The sequence below is a fragment of the Thermohalobaculum xanthum genome (assembly GCF_016623495.1).
Lineage (GTDB): Bacteria > Pseudomonadota > Alphaproteobacteria > Rhodobacterales > Rhodobacteraceae > Thermohalobaculum > Thermohalobaculum xanthum.
Genome location: NZ_JAEHHL010000002.1, coordinates 190,842 through 208,206 on the forward strand (window position 1 = coordinate 190,842; position 17,365 = coordinate 208,206).

Below are 17,365 nucleotides of genomic sequence, written 5' to 3' on the forward strand. Positions count from 1 at the left end.
TCAAGCGGTCAGGCGCGAACGTCGACGACGACCCGGCCCTTGACCTGGCCCTTGAGGATGGCCGGCCCGAGGGCGGGCAGCTCGGCGAGCGTCGCGGGCTGGATCATGCTGTCGAGCAGGTCCATCGGCAGATCGGAGGCGATCCGCTTCCAGGCCGCCACGCGGTCGGCCTGCGGACGCATGACCGAATCGATGCCAAGTAGGTTCACTCCGCGAAGAAGGAACGGGATTACGGTGGTCGGAAGCCCGGCGCCACCGGCAAGGCCGACAGCGGCAACCGAAGTGCCATACTTCATTTGCGTCAGCACCTTGGCCAGCATCTTGCCGCCCACCGCATCGACGCAACCTGCCCAGGTCTCGCTCTCGAGCGGACGACCGGATGGCTCGGCCAGGTCCTCGCGCGGCACGATCGTCTTGGCCCCGAGCGAGTGCAGGTAATCCGCCGTTTCGGGCCGGCCGGTCACGCCGGCGACCTCGTAGCCAAGCTTGGCAAGGATCGCGGTCGCGACCGAACCGACGCCACCGGCAGCACCGGTCACCAGCACGGGGCCCTGCCCCGGCTTCAGGCCATGCGCCTCGAGTTCCATGATCGCGAGCATCGCCGTGAAACCGGCGGTGCCGACCGCCATCGCGCGCCGCGCATCGAGCCCGTCCGGCATCGGCGTCAGCCACTCGGCCTTGACGCGCGCCTTCTCGGCATAGCCGCCCCACCAGGCCTCGCCCACGCGCCATCCGGTCAGCAGGACCTTGTCGCCGGGCTTGAAGGCGGGATTGTCGGATGCCTCGACCGTTCCGGCGAAGTCGATCCCCGGAACATGGGGATACTTGCGCACGAGGCCGCCGCCGCCGGTGAGGCAGAGCCCATCCTTGTAGTTGAGGGTCGAGTATTCGACGGCTACGGTGACATCCGCCTCGGGCAGGCGATCCTCGCCGATGGTCTCGATTTTCTGGCTGACGGTGCCGTCCTCGGCCTTGTCGACGATCAGGGCACGAAAGCTCATGGGGGGCTCCTCCTGGTCCGGCGCCGAGCGTCCGATCGCCCGACGAGTCGGATTTCAAATTGTCAAACAATAGGAAGTTTGGCAAGGTCGCCCATACCGAGCGCCGAACCGGCGCAGAGCAGGCAAGACATGACGTCAGACAAGGACAAGCCGGCCGGTGCCGGCGAGACCATCGCCGGAAAGATCCGCGAGCTCATCCTCGAGGGACGGATCGGCGCGGACGAGCGTTTGCCCGGCGAGCAGGAGCTTGCAGCCCGCTTCGGCGTCTCGCGGCCCACGGTGCGCGAGGCGCTCAAGACGCTTGCCGCGCAGAACCTGATCCGCACGCGCCGAGGCGCCACGGGCGGCAGTTTCGTGAACCGCTACGGTCTCGAAGAGGCGCAGGATCAGCTGGTGTCGACGGCGATCATGCTGATGGGTGTGAACCGCATCGCGCCCGAGGCGGTGACCGAGGCGCGCCTCACCCTGCTGTCGGCGATCGCGCCGCTTGCCTGCGAGCGACGCACCCCTGACCAGATCGCCGCGATGCGCGCCGAGATTGACGTGCAGCGTGCGCCCTCGACCACCGACGAGGAGTTCTGCGCCTCGGATGTCAGGTTCCACCGCAATCTCGCGAACGCGGCCGGGAACCCTCTGATCAGCTTCCAGATGGCCGGCGTGATCGAGGCCATGCAGCCGCTTCTGAACATGCTCACCTGGCGCGGTCGCGACCGGGCCGAGGTCGCGGCGCGCCACGCACGCGTGGCCTCGATGCTCGAACGGCGCGACGCGGCAGGACTGGCGCAAGAACTCGCGCATCTGTCCGACTATACCGGCCGCCTGATTGCCGAGGCACAGGCCACCATCGGGCGGAGGCACGTGTCATGAGTGCCGTGCACCTGTCGCAGCGGCCCCGGCTGATGGCCTGGCTCGGCGTTGGCCTCGCGGCCGGCGCGGGCTGGCTTGCGCTCGCTGCGATGGATCCGGCGGTCCAGTCGTCGCCCCTCGCGGCGCTGGCCGAGTTGTGCATGGCGCTCGAGGCGCCCGCGCTGGCGCAATATCCCGCCGTCGCGGCGATGTGGCTGCTGATGAGCGTGGCGATGATGCTGCCGACAGCGGCCCCGGCCATCGACCTCTATGCCCGACTGTCTCGTCGGATCGAGCGCGGGCGGCTGTTGTGCCTGGCGGGATTCGCGGGCGGCTATGTCGCGGCCTGGGGCGGCTTCGGGCTTGTCGCGGCAGGCGCGCAGATTGCCATCGCGGGCGCCGCCACCAACGCGACGGCCGGCGCCACGGGCACGCTGGCCGGTGCGCTGCTGGTGCTTGCCGGGGCCTATCAGCTCACGCCGCTCAAGGCGGCCTGTCTGACGCTGTGCCGCAACCCGCTGGCCTTCTTCATGGCACAGTGGCGCGAGGGGCCGCTCGGCGCGACCGGCATGGGGCTTCGCCACGGCCTGATCTGCATCGGCTGCTGTTGGGCGCTGATGGGGCTGATGCTGGTCGCGGGCGCCATGAACCTGATCTGGATGGCCGGTCTGGGCGCCCTGATGCTGGCGGAGAAGACCCTGCCCGGTGCCGACCGGGCGGGACGGGTGATCGGAGTCGCGCTGGCGTTTGCCGGCGCCGCGCTGATCGTCGACGCAAACATCTGACAATTGCAACAAGCGGGCCTGGGAGAGGAATATGCTGGATACGGCGACGAAGGCGGCCATCGAGCCCTGGTCGATCAAGGGCGAACTGATCCTCAACTGCAACTGCACGGTGTTCTGCCCCTGCGTCGTGAGCCTGGGCGCGCACCCGCCGACGCAGGGATCGTGCAAGGCGTGGATGGCCGTGCGGATCGACGAGGGCAAATGGGGTGACACCGACCTCGGCGGACTCAACGTCGCGATGCTCCTCGACATCCCGGGCTCGATGAGCGAGGGCGACTGGAAGGCCGCCGGCTATTTCGACGACCGCGCCGACGACGCCCAGTTCGCGGCGCTCGAGAAGATCTTCTCGGGTCAGGCGCGCGGCACCACCGGGCTGTTCCGCCTGCTTGTCAGCGAGTATCTCGGCTCGATTCGCGAGGAGATCAGCTTCACGACCGAGGGGAAGGTTCGGCACCTGACGGTCGGGCGTCGGATCCAGGGTGCCATTGCGCCGATCGACGGGGCCGACCCCGAGCAGGAGCTGAAAGTCACCAACACGCGCTACTGGATGGGTCCGGACGTGACCATCGCCCACGCGATCAAGGGCAAGGTGCGCGACTTCGGCCGGGTCTGGAATCTCGACGGCAAATCGGCCGAGATCTGCCAGATCGAATGGGTCGGCCCGTGATGCGGCGCTGAGGTTGGGGCACGCTCAGCGCCCCAGCCACCAGTCGAGATCGTCGAGCCGGTCAGCGCCCCAGAAGCGCTGGTCCTCGATAATGTAGAAGGGCGCGCCGAACGCACCGTCCGCGATCGCGGCTTCCGTGTTCCGGGCATAGGCTGCGGCGGCCGTCTCGATTGCCGACGCAAGGCTCGCGGCGTCCTCGCCGACGCCGGCAAGCGCCTCCGCGACGACCTCGGGCTCGGCGATGTCGCGCTCGTTGGCCCAGACTTCGGCCAGGAAGCGGCGGGCAAGCGCCCCGGCATCACCACCCTTGTCCGCCACCGCGATCACCGCGGCCGAGGCGGGCGCAGCATCGGTCGGCCAGTGCGCGGGCCTCAGGTTGAGCGCCATCCCCGCGCGCGCCGCAAGCCGCCGCAGGTCCTGCGCGCGATATTCCTGGCGCGCGGGATGACGCTGCGGCACCGGCGGCGTGCCCATCGCAGCGAAGACCTTCATGATGTCCATCGGCCGGTAGTCGATCCCGGCGCCGTGGCGCGCGGCGATCCGCTCGAGCCGGTCACCGGCGAGATAGGTGAAGGGGCTGAGGACCGAGAAGTAGTAGGTGATCCGGCGCATGTCGTTTGCCCTCCGACGGGTCTGCTTGGGTGTTTTCTGGCCGCATTCGTGTCGATGCGGGATGGCGAGGTCGGCCACTGGCTAGGCCGGATCGGCGTGTCGGGCAAGCAGGGCCACGAGAATGTGAGCGAAGCGCTCGAGCAGGGCGATTGCTGCGGCATCAGGGCGCAACGCAAGGGGAGTTCGTGACGGATCGGTTAAAGGCGCTTTGCAGCCGGCGACCATTTGGCTTAAGAAACGCGCGTCGTTTGGGGGCAGGATTCCATGAAATCGGACGAGCGCAGGATGAAGATCATCGCGGGCAACGCGAACAGGCCGCTGGCCGAGGCCATCGCACGGCGGATCTCGGTCTATCGCGGAGACCGCATCGGCCTGACCAACGCGCGGGTCGAGCGCTTCAACGACAAGGAGATCTTCGTCGAGATCTTCGACAACGTCCGCGGCGAGGATGTCTTCATCATCCAGCCGACTTCGAACCCCGCCAATGACAACCTGATGGAACTGCTGATCATGACGGACGCGCTGAGGCGAGCCTCGGCGCGGCGGATCACGGCGGTCACCCCATATTTCGGCTATGCCCGGCAGGACCGGAAGACGGCGGCGCGCACGCCGATCACGGCCAAGCTGGTCGCCAACCTGATGACCGAAGCCGGGCTGGAGCGCGTGCTGACCATGGATCTGCATGCCGGGCAGATTCAGGGCTTCTTCGACATCCCGACCGACAACCTTTACGCAGCGCCGGTCTTCGCGCTCGACATCAAGCACCACCTGGCGGGGCGGGAGAACCTGACGGTCGTCTCGCCCGACGTGGGCGGCGTGGTCCGCGCCCGCGATCTCGCCAAGCGGATCGGTGCGACGCTCGCGATCGTCGACAAGCGCCGCTCGCGGCCCGGCGAGGTCGAGAACATGACCGTGATCGGTGAGGTGGCCGGGCGGACCTGCGTGATCGTCGACGACATCTGCGACACCGCCGGCACGCTGGTGAAGGCCGCCGAACTGCTCAAGCAAGAGGGGGCCGAGGAGGTCCACGCCTATATCAGCCACGGCGTGCTTTCCGGGCCCGCGATCGAGCGCGTCACCGGCTCGGCGATGGAAACGCTGGTGATCACGGACTCGATCGAACCGACCGAGGCGGTGAAGGCAGCGCGCAACATCCGCGTGGTCTCGATCGCGCCGCTGTTCGCCCAGGCGATCCTGAATGTCGGGAACGACACATCGGTATCGTCGCTCTTCGACGAATCGACGCTGGCGCCGATCTACGAGGCCTTCTACCGCTTCGACTGAGGCCGCCGCCTCTCAGGCACGGACGCCGGCCTCGGCCAATCGCGAGCCGTCCTGCCCCGCCGCAAGCCAGAGCGCGGCTTCCTCTCCTGTCATTGGCCGAGCAATCGCGTATCCCTGCACCGCATCGCAACCAAGGGCGGCGAGGCGCGCGACGTCAACGGCGCTTTCAGCCCCCTCGGCGATGGTGCCGAGCCCGAGTTCCGCGGTCATCGTGGTAACAGCGCGAATCACGGCCTCGCCGCGCCCGTCCTCACCCATGCGCCTTACCAGCGCCCGGTCGAGCTTGATCGCCTGCAGATCGAGCCTGAGCAGGTTGGTCACCGAGGTATGGCCGGAGCCGAAATCATCCAGCTCGACCGCGATCCCGGCCCGCGCCATGGCGCGAACATTGCGGATGGCGACGTCCTCGTCGTCCTCGATCAGGACCGACTCGACGATCTCGACGGCGAGATCGGTGGGCGCGAGATCGTGCATGTCGAGATGGAAGCTGAGGAGGTCGGGGTAGCCGGGATCGCGCAATGCCGCGGCCGACAGGTTGACCGACACCCTCGCGACCACGAGCCCCGCCCGCCGCCAGGAGCGCAGCTGACCGAGCGCGCCGGCGAGAATGGTCTCGTCGATCAGGCCGATGAGGCCGAGCCGCGTCGCGGCGCCGAAAAAACCCGCAGGCCCCGCGAGTTCACCAGACGGCAGGCGCCACCGCGCCAGAGCCTCGAGTCCCAGAAGCGCCCCGCCGCGAAGTGACACCTGGGGCTGGAAGACGGGAATGATCGCGCCGCAGGCGAATGCGCCGAGCAACGCGTGCCGGCTCGGCTGGGGTTTGCCGGGCACGCTGCGGAGGGCCGGCGTGTCCCCTGAGATGCGCCCCCGCCCCCACGGTTCACCCCCGAACGCGAGCGCCGCACCGTTCGGCCGTGACCGATGCTGCACGGGGGCGTGCGGAAGGGTTTGAGGGTGATTGCTGGTCAGGGCCATTCCGCACCTCGTCTCGCGCATTCTGCTTGGCAACCGGCCTAGCACGGCTGCGGTTAAGACTCCCCTGCCACGGCGGCACGAAATCCCGATGCCCGCCGCGCGCCGGCCGGCGTTTGGGGTATTGCCGCGCGGGGGGGCTTCATCTATACACCGCGCGACACCGGCCGGCGCGCAGCGGCGGGGCAATGCCCTGTCGGCGCGGGGTCGTTTTCCGACAATCCGGGCCGCGCCGCCCGATCGTGCCCGAGGAGCGAGTTGATGAAGGCCGATATCCATCCCGAATACCACGTGGTCAACGTGGCCCTGACCGACGGCTCGGTCGTGCAGATGCGGACCACCTGGGGCAAGGAAGGCGACACCCTGACGCTGGACATCGACCCCAGCGCGCATCCGGCATGGACCGGCGGCTCGCAGCGCCTTATGGACACTGGCGGGCGTGTGTCGCGCTTCAAGAAGAAGTTCGAAGGCTTCGGCTTCTGAGTTCTGCTCCGGAACGGCCCATTCCGGCCGGCCGGTCAGCTACGATGGCGCGCCCCCTCCCCGACGGGGCGCGTTTTTTGTCTGTATCCGTGAGGGTCGCGTGATGGAGCACGGAGCGGGATGACCGGGCAAGCCCACGTCATCGTCCTGGGCAACGAGAAGGGTGGCGCGGGGAAATCGACCGCCGCGATGCACCTTTTCGTGGCGCTCGCGCGGGCGGGACACCGGGTGGGCGCGCTGGACCTCGACCTGCGCCAGCAAAGCTTCTTTCGCTACCTGCAGAACCGCGAGGCGCTGGGCCAGCGCGTCGGCAAGCCCCTCCTGATGCCCGAGCGGATCACGATCTCGGCAAGCCGCGCCGCGCTGCGCGAGCAGGCGGCCGAGGAGGAGCGCGCAGCGCTCGCGGGCGCGATCGCGCAACTCTCCGAGACCTGCGGCTTCGTCGTCGTGGACACGCCCGGTGCCGTGACGACGCTGAGCGAGGCTGCCCATGTCGCGGCCGACACGCTGATCACCCCGATCAATGACAGCCTTGTGGATTTCGACCTGCTCGGGCGCGTCGATCCGGCCACGGGCAAGGTCACCGGGCCCTCGATCTATGCCGAGATGGTCTGGTCGGCGCGCCAGCGGCGTGCCGCGTCGGGGCGCTTGCCGATGGACTGGGTCGTGCTGCGCAATCGCATCTCGATGCTCGAGTCGCGCAACAAGCGCAAGGTCGGCAAGGTCATCGAGGAGCTCTCGCGGCGGATCGGCTTCCGCATCGCTCCCGGGTTCTCGGAGCGCGTGATCTTCCGCGAGCTCTTCCTCAACGGTCTGACCCTGCTCGACCTCAAGCAGGGCGGTGCGATCAGCATCACCATGAGTCATGTCGCCGCCCGGCAGGAGGTGCGCGACATGGTGAAGGCGCTGAACCTGCCCGGCGTCGACGCGTTGGTCTGAGCGGACACCGAGGCGCCGGATGCGCCCGGGTCGCCCTTGCCCCCGGCGCATGACCAGCCGCGAACCACCCCACGATCCACACCGACACCTGCGCCGCGAAGCCCGACCCGGACGCTGTGGCCCAGACCCGGATAAGAAAACCCCCGCCAAGATGACGGGGGCCAGTCGACAGGGAGATCCCGGCGCCTATTGGCGCCTCGGTCAGTTCTGCGGGCTCACCGCCGCGCAGGTCGTTCCATGGGCACGAAGGGCCGAGCAGGTCGTCTCGGCGTCGTGCGGCGCAAGCCCGGTCACTTCGACCTTATAGAGCTTGCCGCGCGAGCCGTTCACTTCCTGGATCCTCGGCGCCACGCCCTGCAGCGCCGAGATGTCGGCCAGCGAGACCGAGGCCGCGATCGCCACCGCCTCGGCCTGGTCGCGATACTCGCCCAGGGTCACCGACCAGTCAGGCCGGGCAAGGGGCATCGGCTTGGGATCCCTCAGCGCGACCCGCGTCGCCCCGCTTCCCGGCTTCACGCGCGGCAGGCCCGCGCGAACCGGCGCGTTGCGCGTGCCGATGTTGCCGGCAACGCGGATCGGCGCGCTTGGCCGGGTCGCCGCCACTGCCTGGCTGGTAAACGCATCGGACAGCGCCGCGAGACCGGTCGGCGCGAGATCGGGTTTCGGCTCGGGCACGGGCGCCTCGGCCACCCTGGTGGACGTCGCGACCGCCTGCGGCCGAACGATCGCCACCTGGGTCGGCGCCTTCCTGAAGCCGAGGTCGAGAAGTTCCGCCACCTTCTGGTTCCGCCAGCGCGAGCTGCGCCCGCCCATCACGACGGCGATGACCCTCTCGTTGCCACGTGCGGCAACGGCGACGAGGTTGTAGCCCGCGGCGCGGGTGTAGCCGGTCTTCATCCCCTCGGCGCCGCGATAGCTGCCGAGCAGACGGTTGGTTGTCCAGATGCGCTTGCCGGCGGCGATGTCGGTGCGCTTGCTGAACACGTTGTAGTATTCCGGGAAATCGAAATAGAGATGCCGCGCCAGGATCGCCATGTCATGTGCGGTGGTCACGTGCCCCTTCTGGGTGAGCCCGTGCGGGTTCTTGAAGTGGGTGTTGCGCATGCCCAGGGCGCGCGCCTTTTCGTTCATCAGGTTGGCAAAGCCGGCCTGCGAGCCACCGATCGCCTCGGCCAGCGCCATGGCCGCGTCGTTCGCGGACTTGATCGCGGCCGCGCGGATCAGGCTGCGGATCGAGACGCGCGAGCCCTGCTTGAGATACAGCTTCGACGGAGGCTGTCGCGACGCCGTGCGCGAGACCCGCACCGTCTCGTCGAGCCCGAACTGACCGCTCTCGACCGCCTCGAAGGCGAGATAGAGTGTCATCATCTTGGTAAGTGATGCCGGGTGCTGCACCCGGTTTGCGTGATCTTCGTGGAGCACGGCGCCGTTGCGCATGTCCATCACGATTGCCGCATACGGCGCAGCCTGCGCACCGGTCGCCACCACGACCGTCACGACGCACAACGCCACGAATACGATCCCCCGCCCGAGGAGTCTCATTGCCACCCCCGCCTCACTGAACTCTGCCTCGGCGCGACTCTCACTGGCCGCTTATGCCACCTGCTTCTGGAAAGCAGCGTAACAGACTGCGACTAACTTGAGAATCCCTTTTGTCCCATTTTGAAAAATGAAGCGTTAACGACAGTCGCGCACGAACGATGTGACGTTACGTCACGCGATCGTTGTGCGGCGCAGCATCATTCTTGACGCGGCGCAGCAAATCGACTATCTCTCGCGGCAAGCCGGAAGCCCCGGCAAGGAATGGCACAAGCCCGCACGATAGGTGCGGCGTCGCAAGGAGACGCGATATGACGAAAGCCGAAACCAAGAAGGTCGAAGAGTTCGCCGCCGAGGCGCAGAAGTCGATCGAGCAGAACGTCGAGAAGGTTGCGAAGGGCGTCGAGGACGCCGCCGCCTTCGGTCAGGAGAACGTCGAGGCGCTGGTGACCTCGTCGAAGATCGCCGCCAAGGCGCTCGAGACGGTCAACGCCGAGATGCTGGCCTACTCGAAGAAGGCCTACGAGGATGGTCTCGCCGCCGCCAAGGACATGACCGCTTGCAAGTCGATCAGCGAGCTGGTCGAGAAGCAGACCGCCTTTGGCAAGAGCGCGTTCGAGGGCTTTGTCGCCCAGGCCACCAAGGTGAACGAGATCCTCACCGCGGCCTCGAAGGACGCGGCCGAGCCGATGAGCGCGCGTGTCACCGCCGCCATGGGCGCGTTCAAGGGCCTCAGCGCCTGATCCAGGCCACACTGGCTGGACACGATCCAAGGGGGGCTCCGGCCCCCCTTTCCTATTCCGGGATCGCGAATATATGCTGGGGGCGCGACCCCGGGCCGCATGGTGGTCCGGATCGATCGACTCCCGCGAGACGGACCTGATGACGCCTGACGCAGACCTCCTCGAACATGCCGCCGACAGCCTGCCCCAAGGCATCGGTGCGGCCCAGGTGCGTGCAGCGTCGGAGGGGGACGACGGGGATGACGGGGACGACGGCGGCCGGGGCAAGACCGGCATCGCGGTCAAGGCGAAGCCCAAGACCAAGCGCCCGTCGCTCTACAAGGTGCTCATGCTCAACGACGACTATACGCCGATGGAGTTCGTCGTCTATGTCCTGCAGCGTTTCTTCAACATGGACCACGGCCGCGCCGTGGACATCATGCTGACCGTGCACAACAAGGGTGTTGCGGTCGTCGGCGTGTATCCGTTCGAGATCGCCGAGACCAAGGTCACGCAAGTCATGGACTGTGCCAGATCGAACCAGCACCCGCTGCAATGCACGATGGAGAAAGAGTGATCGCGCAGAATTCGCTGCATCGGCGAAGTTGCGCTTGATCCCAAGCCTCCGAGGTCCAAGATAGTTCTTATGCGCATGCCTGCCGGGTGATCCGCGATGCGCGCGGACCCCGGGGGCATGACTGAAGCCGGCCCCATAGGAGAGTTCGATGCCCTCACTGACCGCAACGCTCGAAGACGCGATCCACCGCGCGATCGGGCTCGCGAACGCCCGGCGGCATGAGCTTGCAACGCTCGAGCACCTGCTGCTGGCGCTTATCGACGAGCCCGATGCGGCACGCGTCATGCGAGCCTGTTCGGTCGATCTTGGCGAGTTGCGTTCCACGCTCACGCGCTTCATCGACACCGATCTTGAAACGCTTGTGTTCGACGGCGACGACGCAGAGGCGACGCCATCGACAGGATTCCAGCGCGTGATCCAGCGCGCGGCGATCCATGTCCAGTCCTCCGGACGCTCGGAGGTCACGGGCGCGAACGTGCTCGTCGCGATCTTCAACGAGCGCGAGAGCCACGCGGCGTTCTTCCTGCAGGAGCAGGACATGACCCGCTATGACGCTGTGAACTTCCTCAGCCACGGCGTGGCGAAAGACCCCGCTTTCGGCGAGACGCGCGCGGTGCGCGGCGCCGAGGAATCCGAGTCCGAGCAGCAGGGCGCACGTGCCAGCGCGCGCGACGAGAAGCCCGAGGAAACCTCGCTCGGCAAGTTCTGCGTCGATCTCAACGCCAAGGCGCGCGAGGGCCGGGTCGATCCGCTGATCGGTCGCGAGCTGGAGGTCGAGCGCTGCATCCAGGTGCTGTGCCGCCGGCGCAAGAACAACCCCCTGCTGGTCGGCGATCCCGGTGTCGGCAAGACCGCGATCGCGGAAGGGCTGGCACGCAAGATCATCCTTGGCGACGTGCCCGAGGTGCTCGAGGGCGCGACGATCTACTCGCTCGACATGGGTGCCCTGCTTGCGGGGACACGCTATCGCGGCGACTTCGAGGAGCGCCTGAAATCGGTGATCAAGGAGCTCGAGGAGCACCCCGACGCCATCCTCTTCATCGACGAGATCCATACGGTGATCGGCGCCGGCGCAACGACGGGCGGCGCGATGGATGCCTCGAACCTGCTAAAACCCGCGCTCCAGTCGGGAACGCTGCGCTGCATGGGCTCGACCACCTATAACGAGTTCCGCCAGCACTTCGAGAAGGACCGCGCGCTGAGCCGCCGCTTCCAGAAGATCGACGTGAACGAGCCCACGGTCGAGGACACGGTCAAGATCCTCAAGGGCCTCAAGCCGTTCTTCGAGGAGCACCACGAGGTCAAGTACACCAACGACGCGATCAAGTCGGCGGTCGACCTCTCGGCGCGCTACATCAACGACCGCAAGCTGCCCGACAAGGCGATCGACGTGATCGACGAGGCAGGCGCGGCCCAGCACCTGCTGCCGGCCGGCAAGCGGCGCAAGACGATCACGCCCAAGGAAATCGAGGCAGTGGTCTCGAAGATCGCGCGCATCCCGCCGAAGACCGTGTCGAAGAACGACGCCGAAACGCTGCGCGACCTTGAAGGCGCGCTCAAGCGGGTCGTCTTCGGGCAGGAGCCCGCGATCGACGCCCTGGCCTCGGCCATCAAGCTCAGCCGCGCGGGCCTGCGCGAGCCCGAGAAGCCGATCGGCTGCTACCTATTCGCGGGCCCCACCGGCGTGGGCAAGACCGAGGTCGCCAAGCAACTCGCCTCGACGCTCGGGGTCGAGATGCTGCGCTTCGACATGTCGGAATACATGGAGAAGCACTCGGTCAGCCGCCTGATCGGTGCGCCCCCGGGCTATGTCGGCTTCGACCAGGGCGGCCTGCTGACCGATGGCGTCGATCAGCACCCGCACTGTGTGCTGCTGCTCGACGAGATCGAGAAGGCGCATCCCGACGTGTTCAACATCCTGCTGCAGATCATGGATCACGGCAGGCTGACGGACCATAACGGCAAGCAGGTGAACTTCCGCAACGTGATCCTGATCATGACGTCGAATGCCGGCGCACAGGAGCAGGCAAAGGCCGCCATCGGCTTCGGCCGCGACCGGCGCGAGGGCGAGGACCAGGCGGCGATCGAGCGGATGTTCAGCCCCGAGTTCCGAAACCGGCTCGATGCGGTAATCTCGTTCGGCGCGCTGCCGCGCAAGGTCATCCTGCAGGTGGTCGAGAAATTCGTCCTGCAGCTCGAGGCGCAGCTCATGGACCGCGGCGTGTCGATCGAACTGACCAAGCCCGCGGCCGAGTGGCTGGCGGACAAGGGCTACGACGCCACGATGGGCGCCCGGCCGCTTGGCCGCGTGATCCAGGAGCACATCAAGAAGCCGCTGGCCGAGGAACTGCTGTTCGGCCGCCTGGCGAAGGGCGGCATCGTGCGGGTCGGCGTCAAGGACGACGCGCTCGACCTCCAGATCCTCCCGCCCGACAAGCCGCGCCTGACCGGAGGGAAGTCGACGCCGCTCCTGACGGCGGGGTGATGTGCCGGCCCTGACGGCCACATCCCGCGACACAACATTCCGCCGCGCCCGCATCGCCGGGCGCGGCGGTGTCATTTGCGGCCATTTGCAGCCAAAAGGCGTCGCTGGGGGACTCGATCGCCAGGGCGGGCTGTGGTCATCTCCGCGGAGATTCCACGCGGAAGGATTGCATCCTTCCCGCTTTTCTGGCATCTGGTATACAAAGAACCAGGGAGGAAATGATGGGCCGCAGAGTCGTCGTCGTCGGCGCGGGACAGGCTGGCTATTCGCTCGCTGCCAAGCTCAGGGATCTGGGCCATACGGGTCCAATCACGCTGATCGGCGACGAGACCGAGATCCCCTACCAGCGCCCGCCCCTGTCCAAGAAGTATCTGCTGGGCGAGATGACGGTCGATCGCCTCCATCTCAAGCCCCGGAACTTTTATGACGAGGCCAACATCGCGCTCGTAGCGGGCGAGCGCGTCGAGAGCATCGACCGCGCCGCGCGCGCGGTGATCACGAACCAGCGCAGCATCGGCTATGACGTCGTCGCCCTCACCACGGGCGCCGTGCCGCGCCGGCTTCCGGCCGCCATCGGCGGCGATCTCGCCGGCGTCTACACCATCAGGTCGCTGGCCGACGTCGATGCGATGCGCCCGGAGTTCCGCGAAGGGCGTCGTGTGCTGGTCGTGGGCGGCGGCTATATCGGGCTCGAGGCCGCCGCGGTCGCCGCGCAAAAGGGCCTCGGCGTCACGCTTATCGAGGCCGCACCGAGGATCCTCGGCCGCGTCGCCGCGCCCGAGACGGCGGATTTCTTCCGAAAGCTGCATCGCTCGAACGGTGTCGACATCCGCGAGGGCACCGGCCTCGATCGGCTCGAGGGTGACGGCGGGCGCGTGGCCCGTGCAGTGCTGGCGGATGGCGAGACGATTGACGTCGACTTCGTGATCGTCGGCATCGGCATCGATCCGGCGACCCACCTTGCCGAGCGCACCGGATTGCGGATCGAGAACGGCATAGCGGTCGATCATCAGTGCCGGACTTCTGATCCCGCGATCTTCGCCGCGGGCGATTGCGCCTCGTTCCCCTGGCGCGGCGGCCGGGTCCGGCTCGAGTCCGTGCAGAACGCCATCGACATGGCAGAGCACGCGGCCGCGGCGATTCACGGCGCGACCCTGCCCTACATCCCGGTGCCCTGGTTCTGGTCGGACCAGTACGCGGCCCGGCTTCAGATCGCGGGCCTCAACCTCGGTTACACCCGGACGGTGCGCCGTCCCGGGTCGCGCGCCGGAGCGGAATCGATCTGGTACTTCGAGGGCCAGCGCTTCCTCGCCGTCGACGCGATGAACGACCCGAAGGCGTATATGCAGGGCAAGCGCTGGCTCGAGAGCGGTCAGTCTCCCACCCCCGAGGGGGTCGCCGACAGCGCGCGCGAACTCAAGACGCTGGTCGGAGCCGCGTGAGGCAAAATTAAACGGGCGGCTCCGGAGAAAGCCGCCCGCTCGTGGAATTCACGCAAAACCCACAACTTCACAAAGTCTACGCAACCACCCCTGACACCACGTCCCCGCGGCCGCCACAGCCGAGCGGGAATGTGCTCACGGAGCCTTGCTATCCCAGATTCGCCGCGGCCGGATGTGACGAGTCTTACATCCCGCCGCCGACCCATCCCCGCGGCTGCGACACTGCAAACCATCCAAACGGTTGCAGAGGTTCAAGAACTGCGCAATCAAGGGGCTAGGGATTGTGGACAAGAGTTCACGAGGGGAGGCAATGCCGACCGAAGCCAGCGACTTTCCTGAGGGCAGCACGCTCGATCGTTGCGGCGTTACGGGACGCGCAGCACTCGCTGCCGCGTGGACGGAAGCAAGCTATTCGGCCGGCACGATGGTCGTGAGCGCGGACGACACGGACGATGACGTCTTCTTCATCCTTTCGGGTCGCGCGCGCGCCGCCACCTATACCAACCAGGGCAAGGAAGTGATGCTGTCGGACCTTGCGCCTGGTGAATCCTTCGGGATCTTCGCGGCGATCGACGGCCGGCCACGCTCGACGAATGTCGTCGCCATCGATGACTCGCGGCTCGCGCGCATGACGGCACAGCGCTTCAACGAGGTTCTCTATTCGAACCGCGACGTGACGCGCGCCTTTCTGCAATACCTCATCGACCGGATCCGGCACCTGTCCGAACGGGTGACCGATGTCACGACGCTGAACGCCGAGCAGCGCCTGATCGTGGAACTCCTGCGCCTCTCGACCCCGGATCCGGCGCGCCCGGGAACGGCCGTCGTCGACCCGCTGCCGACGCAGCAGGAGCTCGCGACCATCATCTTCTCGCAGCGCGAGTCGGTCGGGCGCGACATGTCGAAGCTCAAGGATCTCGGCCTTCTGGATCGCAAGGGCCGCAGTTTGCGGATCCTCGACGTCGCGCGTCTGCGCGAGCGCGTGGGCGGGGCGTGACGGAAGCCGCCGCCGGTTAACGCTTCTTCAACCGAGATCTGCGACAGCTATGCCGGTGGCCGCTCCCTCACCGGGGCGGCTCGGGTCGGCGAGCGGAAAGACGCGTCGCGCCCCGACATGATCCTTCCACGCTCGGACCTGACAGCGGCGGGCAGCCTGCCCGCCGCTGTTCGCACGACGATGTGACGCGCAAACACCGCCTCGCGCGGAAATGTGCCCGGTAAAAGTGAGGAGGCATTCATGCCCGGAACCCTGAAGATCTGGTGGCACGACGGCGCCACCAAGGACGTGCGATACAACGAACTGCCGGTTGCGAACGAGCCCGAATTGGGCTTCAGCAGCCTCGTGGTCGGACCCCTGCCGGTCAGTTCACCCCCCGCCCCCGAGGACGCGACGGTGGCGATCATCGAGGCGGACGTGAACTTCCGCTACACGGTCGTCGCGCCCGGGGGAGGCGCGGACGCGGATCCGCTGACCAGCAAGCCCATGGCTGCAACGGGCTTCGGGACCGACACGATCGGCGTACGCCCCGGATACAGGATCTCGGTCATCGAGGCATGACACCGGCGCGCAGCGACGCGACGCCCAGGTAACGGCCTCAGAATGCGCGGCTTTTCCTCGCGAAGTTCTGGCGATCTGCTACTCTTCCCGAGGGGAAGCCGCGCATTCACAGCCACTTGCGCGAAGTGATGCGCGATCCCCCGCCAGGAAGGGAACACAGGACGCGAGACATCATGATACGCGCACGCCGCCGATCCGGGTTCCTCGTCGCGTCTGTCGCTGCTGCTGCGCTGGCGGCGCATGGCTGTTCGGCTGTCCCGGACATCCTTCCCGAGGACGATGGGCTTCCGCGGGGCTCCTACCGGGACACCTGCAAGGACCCGAGGATGCCCGACGACCGGAGGCTGGTGGCCGAGTGCCGCAACGAGGCAGGCGAATATTTCCGGACGACCGTCTCGCTCCCCTGCTGGGGCAAGGTCGTCAATCGCGACGGCTGGCTCGTCTGCGACGATGACGACGGCCGCATCACCGTTCCAGATGGGCCTTATCGCACGCAGTGCCGGAACGAGCATGTGGTGGACGAGACGTTGCTGGTGGCTGAGTGCCGCGACCGACGCAATCGCTGGGTGGCCTCCAAGCTGACGGTCCCGTGCGGCGACGTCATCCGCGTCGAGGACGGGCAGCTCGTCTGCGGTTTCATCGGCGCGCCCGAGGGCTTCACGGTCCCGCGTGGCAGCTATCGCGACAGCTGCACCGACCCTCGGGTCGTGCAGGACGACATCCTGATCGCCAGCTGCCGCGATGACGACGGGCGCGTCTTCGAGACCCGTCTTCGCCTGCCCTGCGATGGCGATGTCGCGAATGACGGCGGAGACCTCGTCTGCCGCAAATGACATCGGTTGCACCCGCATGCGCGGGTCGCAATGCCGCTGGCCGTGGTGCTGTCGATCTCAGAAGATGCGTTCGGTCACCCGGATCACGTCGCCGGGCTGCACGACGGTGTCGGGCGGCATCTTGGCCTCCTCGCGCCCGTCGCGCTTGACGCGAATATCGTCGGCGTCGGCGCGGTAGGTGAAACCTCCCGCCAACGCGGCCGCATTGAGAAGCGTCATCCCCTCGCGATATGGATAACTGCCCGGCGTCTTGACCTCGCCAAGAATGTAGAACGGCCGGTAGTTGAGAACCTCGATGCTCACCTGCGGGTTCTTGAGATAGCCTTCGCTGAACCTCCGGGCGATCTCGGACTCGAGCTCGCGCGAGGTGAGGCCACCGCCCTGCACGACCCCGATGAGCGGCAAGGACAAGGCGCCGGATCCGTCGATCTCGAACTCGCCAGAAAGGTCGGGCTCGCCAAATACATTGATCCTGAGGCGGTCGCCTCGTCCAAGCTCGTAACCCGAACTCTGGGCCAGAGCCTGCCCGGCGGTGATCAGCAGGACGACCACCCCGATCAGCAAACAACGTATGGCGCTTGTCGCGGCGTGCTGGTCACGCATGTTCCAAGCTCCGTTTA

Annotated in this window: 18 protein-coding genes; 13 read left to right on the forward strand and 5 right to left on the reverse strand. The window is 67.2% G+C overall.

The annotated features are described in order from the left end of the window. Positions 1–8: 8 nt before the first annotated feature. Positions 9–1,001, reverse strand: coding sequence for an MDR family oxidoreductase (locus H0I76_RS05855; protein WP_200608226.1), 993 nt, complete (start codon positions 999–1,001; stop codon positions 9–11). A 129-nt stretch (positions 1,002–1,130) separates the two neighbouring features. Here H0I76_RS05855 and H0I76_RS05860 point away from each other — a divergent pair, with 129 nt between their 5' ends. The 3 genes from H0I76_RS05860 to H0I76_RS05870 are packed head-to-tail and all read left to right on the forward strand — an operon-like array spanning position 1,131 to position 3,299. Then, positions 1,131–1,868 carry a FadR/GntR family transcriptional regulator gene (locus tag H0I76_RS05860; protein WP_200608228.1) on the forward strand — a complete coding sequence of 246 codons (738 nt, stop codon included), beginning with the start codon at positions 1,131–1,133 and terminating at the stop codon, positions 1,866–1,868. Further along, positions 1,865–2,632: a DUF2182 domain-containing protein gene (locus H0I76_RS05865; RefSeq protein ID WP_200608230.1), complete on the forward strand. Its 768-nt coding sequence runs from the start codon at positions 1,865–1,867 to the stop codon at positions 2,630–2,632. Before H0I76_RS05860 ends, H0I76_RS05865 begins: the two co-directional genes overlap by 4 nt. Before the next feature lie 31 nt (positions 2,633–2,663). Further along, complete coding sequence (locus H0I76_RS05870; protein ID WP_200608233.1) at positions 2,664–3,299, forward strand: DUF1326 domain-containing protein; 636 nt, start codon at positions 2,664–2,666, stop codon at positions 3,297–3,299. Positions 3,300–3,323: 24 nt separating this feature from the next. Here H0I76_RS05870 and H0I76_RS05875 read toward each other — a convergent pair whose 3' ends face one another. Then, complete coding sequence (locus tag H0I76_RS05875; protein ID WP_200608235.1) at positions 3,324–3,911, reverse strand: 2-hydroxychromene-2-carboxylate isomerase; 588 nt, start codon at positions 3,909–3,911, stop codon at positions 3,324–3,326. A 264-nt stretch (positions 3,912–4,175) separates the two neighbouring features. Here H0I76_RS05875 and H0I76_RS05880 point away from each other — a divergent pair, with 264 nt between their 5' ends. Next, the gene (locus tag H0I76_RS05880; protein WP_234455152.1) at positions 4,176–5,195 is read left to right on the forward strand and encodes a ribose-phosphate pyrophosphokinase; all 1,020 of its coding nucleotides are present in this window, start codon (positions 4,176–4,178) and stop codon (positions 5,193–5,195) included. A 12-nt stretch (positions 5,196–5,207) separates the two neighbouring features. Here the strand turns inward: H0I76_RS05880 and H0I76_RS05885 are convergent, their stop codons facing one another. Continuing rightward, positions 5,208–5,993 (reverse strand): EAL domain-containing protein, encoded by a 786-nt coding sequence (locus H0I76_RS05885; RefSeq protein ID WP_200608238.1) that lies wholly within the window; start codon positions 5,991–5,993, stop codon positions 5,208–5,210. 435 nt (positions 5,994–6,428) lie between these two features. Here H0I76_RS05885 and rpmE point away from each other — a divergent pair, with 435 nt between their 5' ends. Both rpmE and H0I76_RS05895 read left to right on the forward strand, forming a co-directional pair. Beyond that, complete coding sequence (rpmE, locus tag H0I76_RS05890; protein ID WP_200608241.1) at positions 6,429–6,650, forward strand: 50S ribosomal protein L31; 222 nt, start codon at positions 6,429–6,431, stop codon at positions 6,648–6,650. Positions 6,651–6,770: 120 nt separating this feature from the next. Continuing rightward, complete coding sequence (locus tag H0I76_RS05895) at positions 6,771–7,589, forward strand: division plane positioning ATPase MipZ (protein WP_200608243.1); 819 nt, start codon at positions 6,771–6,773, stop codon at positions 7,587–7,589. Positions 7,590–7,790: 201 nt separating this feature from the next. Here H0I76_RS05895 and H0I76_RS05900 read toward each other — a convergent pair whose 3' ends face one another. After that, on the reverse strand, positions 7,791–9,131 hold the full coding sequence (locus tag H0I76_RS05900; RefSeq protein WP_234455153.1) for a D-alanyl-D-alanine carboxypeptidase family protein: 1,341 nt from the start codon (positions 9,129–9,131) through the stop codon (positions 7,791–7,793). A 308-nt stretch (positions 9,132–9,439) separates the two neighbouring features. Here H0I76_RS05900 and H0I76_RS05905 point away from each other — a divergent pair, with 308 nt between their 5' ends. From H0I76_RS05905 to H0I76_RS05935, 7 genes are all read left to right on the forward strand, one after another. Beyond that, complete coding sequence (locus tag H0I76_RS05905) at positions 9,440–9,871, forward strand: phasin family protein (RefSeq protein ID WP_200608246.1); 432 nt, start codon at positions 9,440–9,442, stop codon at positions 9,869–9,871. Positions 9,872–10,010: 139 nt separating this feature from the next. Then, positions 10,011–10,427 carry an ATP-dependent Clp protease adapter ClpS gene (gene clpS / locus H0I76_RS05910; protein ID WP_200608248.1) on the forward strand — a complete coding sequence of 139 codons (417 nt, stop codon included), beginning with the start codon at positions 10,011–10,013 and terminating at the stop codon, positions 10,425–10,427. 148 nt (positions 10,428–10,575) lie between these two features. Beyond that, positions 10,576–12,912, forward strand: a complete 2,337-nt coding sequence (gene clpA / locus H0I76_RS05915; protein WP_200608251.1) for an ATP-dependent Clp protease ATP-binding subunit ClpA — start codon at positions 10,576–10,578, stop codon at positions 12,910–12,912. Positions 12,913–13,133: 221 nt separating this feature from the next. After that, positions 13,134–14,354, forward strand: a complete 1,221-nt coding sequence (locus H0I76_RS05920) for an NAD(P)/FAD-dependent oxidoreductase (RefSeq protein WP_407704253.1) — start codon at positions 13,134–13,136, stop codon at positions 14,352–14,354. 310 nt (positions 14,355–14,664) lie between these two features. Beyond that, positions 14,665–15,351, forward strand: a complete 687-nt coding sequence (locus tag H0I76_RS05925) for a Crp/Fnr family transcriptional regulator (protein WP_200608256.1) — start codon at positions 14,665–14,667, stop codon at positions 15,349–15,351. 240 nt (positions 15,352–15,591) lie between these two features. Next, the gene (locus H0I76_RS05930) at positions 15,592–15,912 is read left to right on the forward strand and encodes a hypothetical protein (RefSeq protein ID WP_200608258.1); all 321 of its coding nucleotides are present in this window, start codon (positions 15,592–15,594) and stop codon (positions 15,910–15,912) included. Between the two features lie 173 nt (positions 15,913–16,085). After that, positions 16,086–16,745: a CVNH domain-containing protein gene (locus H0I76_RS05935; protein WP_200608261.1), complete on the forward strand. Its 660-nt coding sequence runs from the start codon at positions 16,086–16,088 to the stop codon at positions 16,743–16,745. 57 nt (positions 16,746–16,802) lie between these two features. Here H0I76_RS05935 and H0I76_RS05940 read toward each other — a convergent pair whose 3' ends face one another. Continuing rightward, complete coding sequence (locus H0I76_RS05940) at positions 16,803–17,348, reverse strand: polysaccharide biosynthesis/export family protein (protein WP_200608263.1); 546 nt, start codon at positions 17,346–17,348, stop codon at positions 16,803–16,805. Positions 17,349–17,365: the final 17 nt, after the last annotated feature.

Excerpts from the sequence above, each read along its gene's own strand:
- H0I76_RS05855 (WP_200608226.1), bottom strand. The coding sequence starts at position 1,001 with ATGAGCTTTCGTGCCCTGATCGTCGACAAGGCCGAGGACGGCACCGTC.
- H0I76_RS05860 (WP_200608228.1), top strand. The coding sequence starts at position 1,131 with ATGACGTCAGACAAGGACAAGCCGGCCGGTGCCGGCGAGACCATCGCC.
- H0I76_RS05865 (WP_200608230.1), top strand. The coding sequence starts at position 1,865 with ATGAGTGCCGTGCACCTGTCGCAGCGGCCCCGGCTGATGGCCTGGCTC.
- H0I76_RS05870 (WP_200608233.1), top strand. The coding sequence starts at position 2,664 with ATGCTGGATACGGCGACGAAGGCGGCCATCGAGCCCTGGTCGATCAAG.
- H0I76_RS05875 (WP_200608235.1), bottom strand. The coding sequence starts at position 3,911 with ATGCGCCGGATCACCTACTACTTCTCGGTCCTCAGCCCCTTCACCTAT.
- H0I76_RS05880 (WP_234455152.1), top strand. The coding sequence starts at position 4,176 with ATGAAATCGGACGAGCGCAGGATGAAGATCATCGCGGGCAACGCGAAC.
- rpmE (WP_200608241.1), top strand. The coding sequence starts at position 6,429 with ATGAAGGCCGATATCCATCCCGAATACCACGTGGTCAACGTGGCCCTG.
- H0I76_RS05895 (WP_200608243.1), top strand. The coding sequence starts at position 6,771 with ATGACCGGGCAAGCCCACGTCATCGTCCTGGGCAACGAGAAGGGTGGC.
- H0I76_RS05900 (WP_234455153.1), bottom strand. The coding sequence starts at position 9,131 with ATGAGACTCCTCGGGCGGGGGATCGTATTCGTGGCGTTGTGCGTCGTG.
- H0I76_RS05905 (WP_200608246.1), top strand. The coding sequence starts at position 9,440 with ATGACGAAAGCCGAAACCAAGAAGGTCGAAGAGTTCGCCGCCGAGGCG.
- clpS (WP_200608248.1), top strand. The coding sequence starts at position 10,011 with ATGACGCCTGACGCAGACCTCCTCGAACATGCCGCCGACAGCCTGCCC.
- clpA (WP_200608251.1), top strand. The coding sequence starts at position 10,576 with ATGCCCTCACTGACCGCAACGCTCGAAGACGCGATCCACCGCGCGATC.
- H0I76_RS05920 (WP_407704253.1), top strand. The coding sequence starts at position 13,134 with ATGGGCCGCAGAGTCGTCGTCGTCGGCGCGGGACAGGCTGGCTATTCG.
- H0I76_RS05925 (WP_200608256.1), top strand. The coding sequence starts at position 14,665 with ATGCCGACCGAAGCCAGCGACTTTCCTGAGGGCAGCACGCTCGATCGT.
- H0I76_RS05930 (WP_200608258.1), top strand. The coding sequence starts at position 15,592 with ATGCCCGGAACCCTGAAGATCTGGTGGCACGACGGCGCCACCAAGGAC.
- H0I76_RS05935 (WP_200608261.1), top strand. The coding sequence starts at position 16,086 with ATGATACGCGCACGCCGCCGATCCGGGTTCCTCGTCGCGTCTGTCGCT.
- H0I76_RS05940 (WP_200608263.1), bottom strand. The coding sequence starts at position 17,348 with ATGCGTGACCAGCACGCCGCGACAAGCGCCATACGTTGTTTGCTGATC.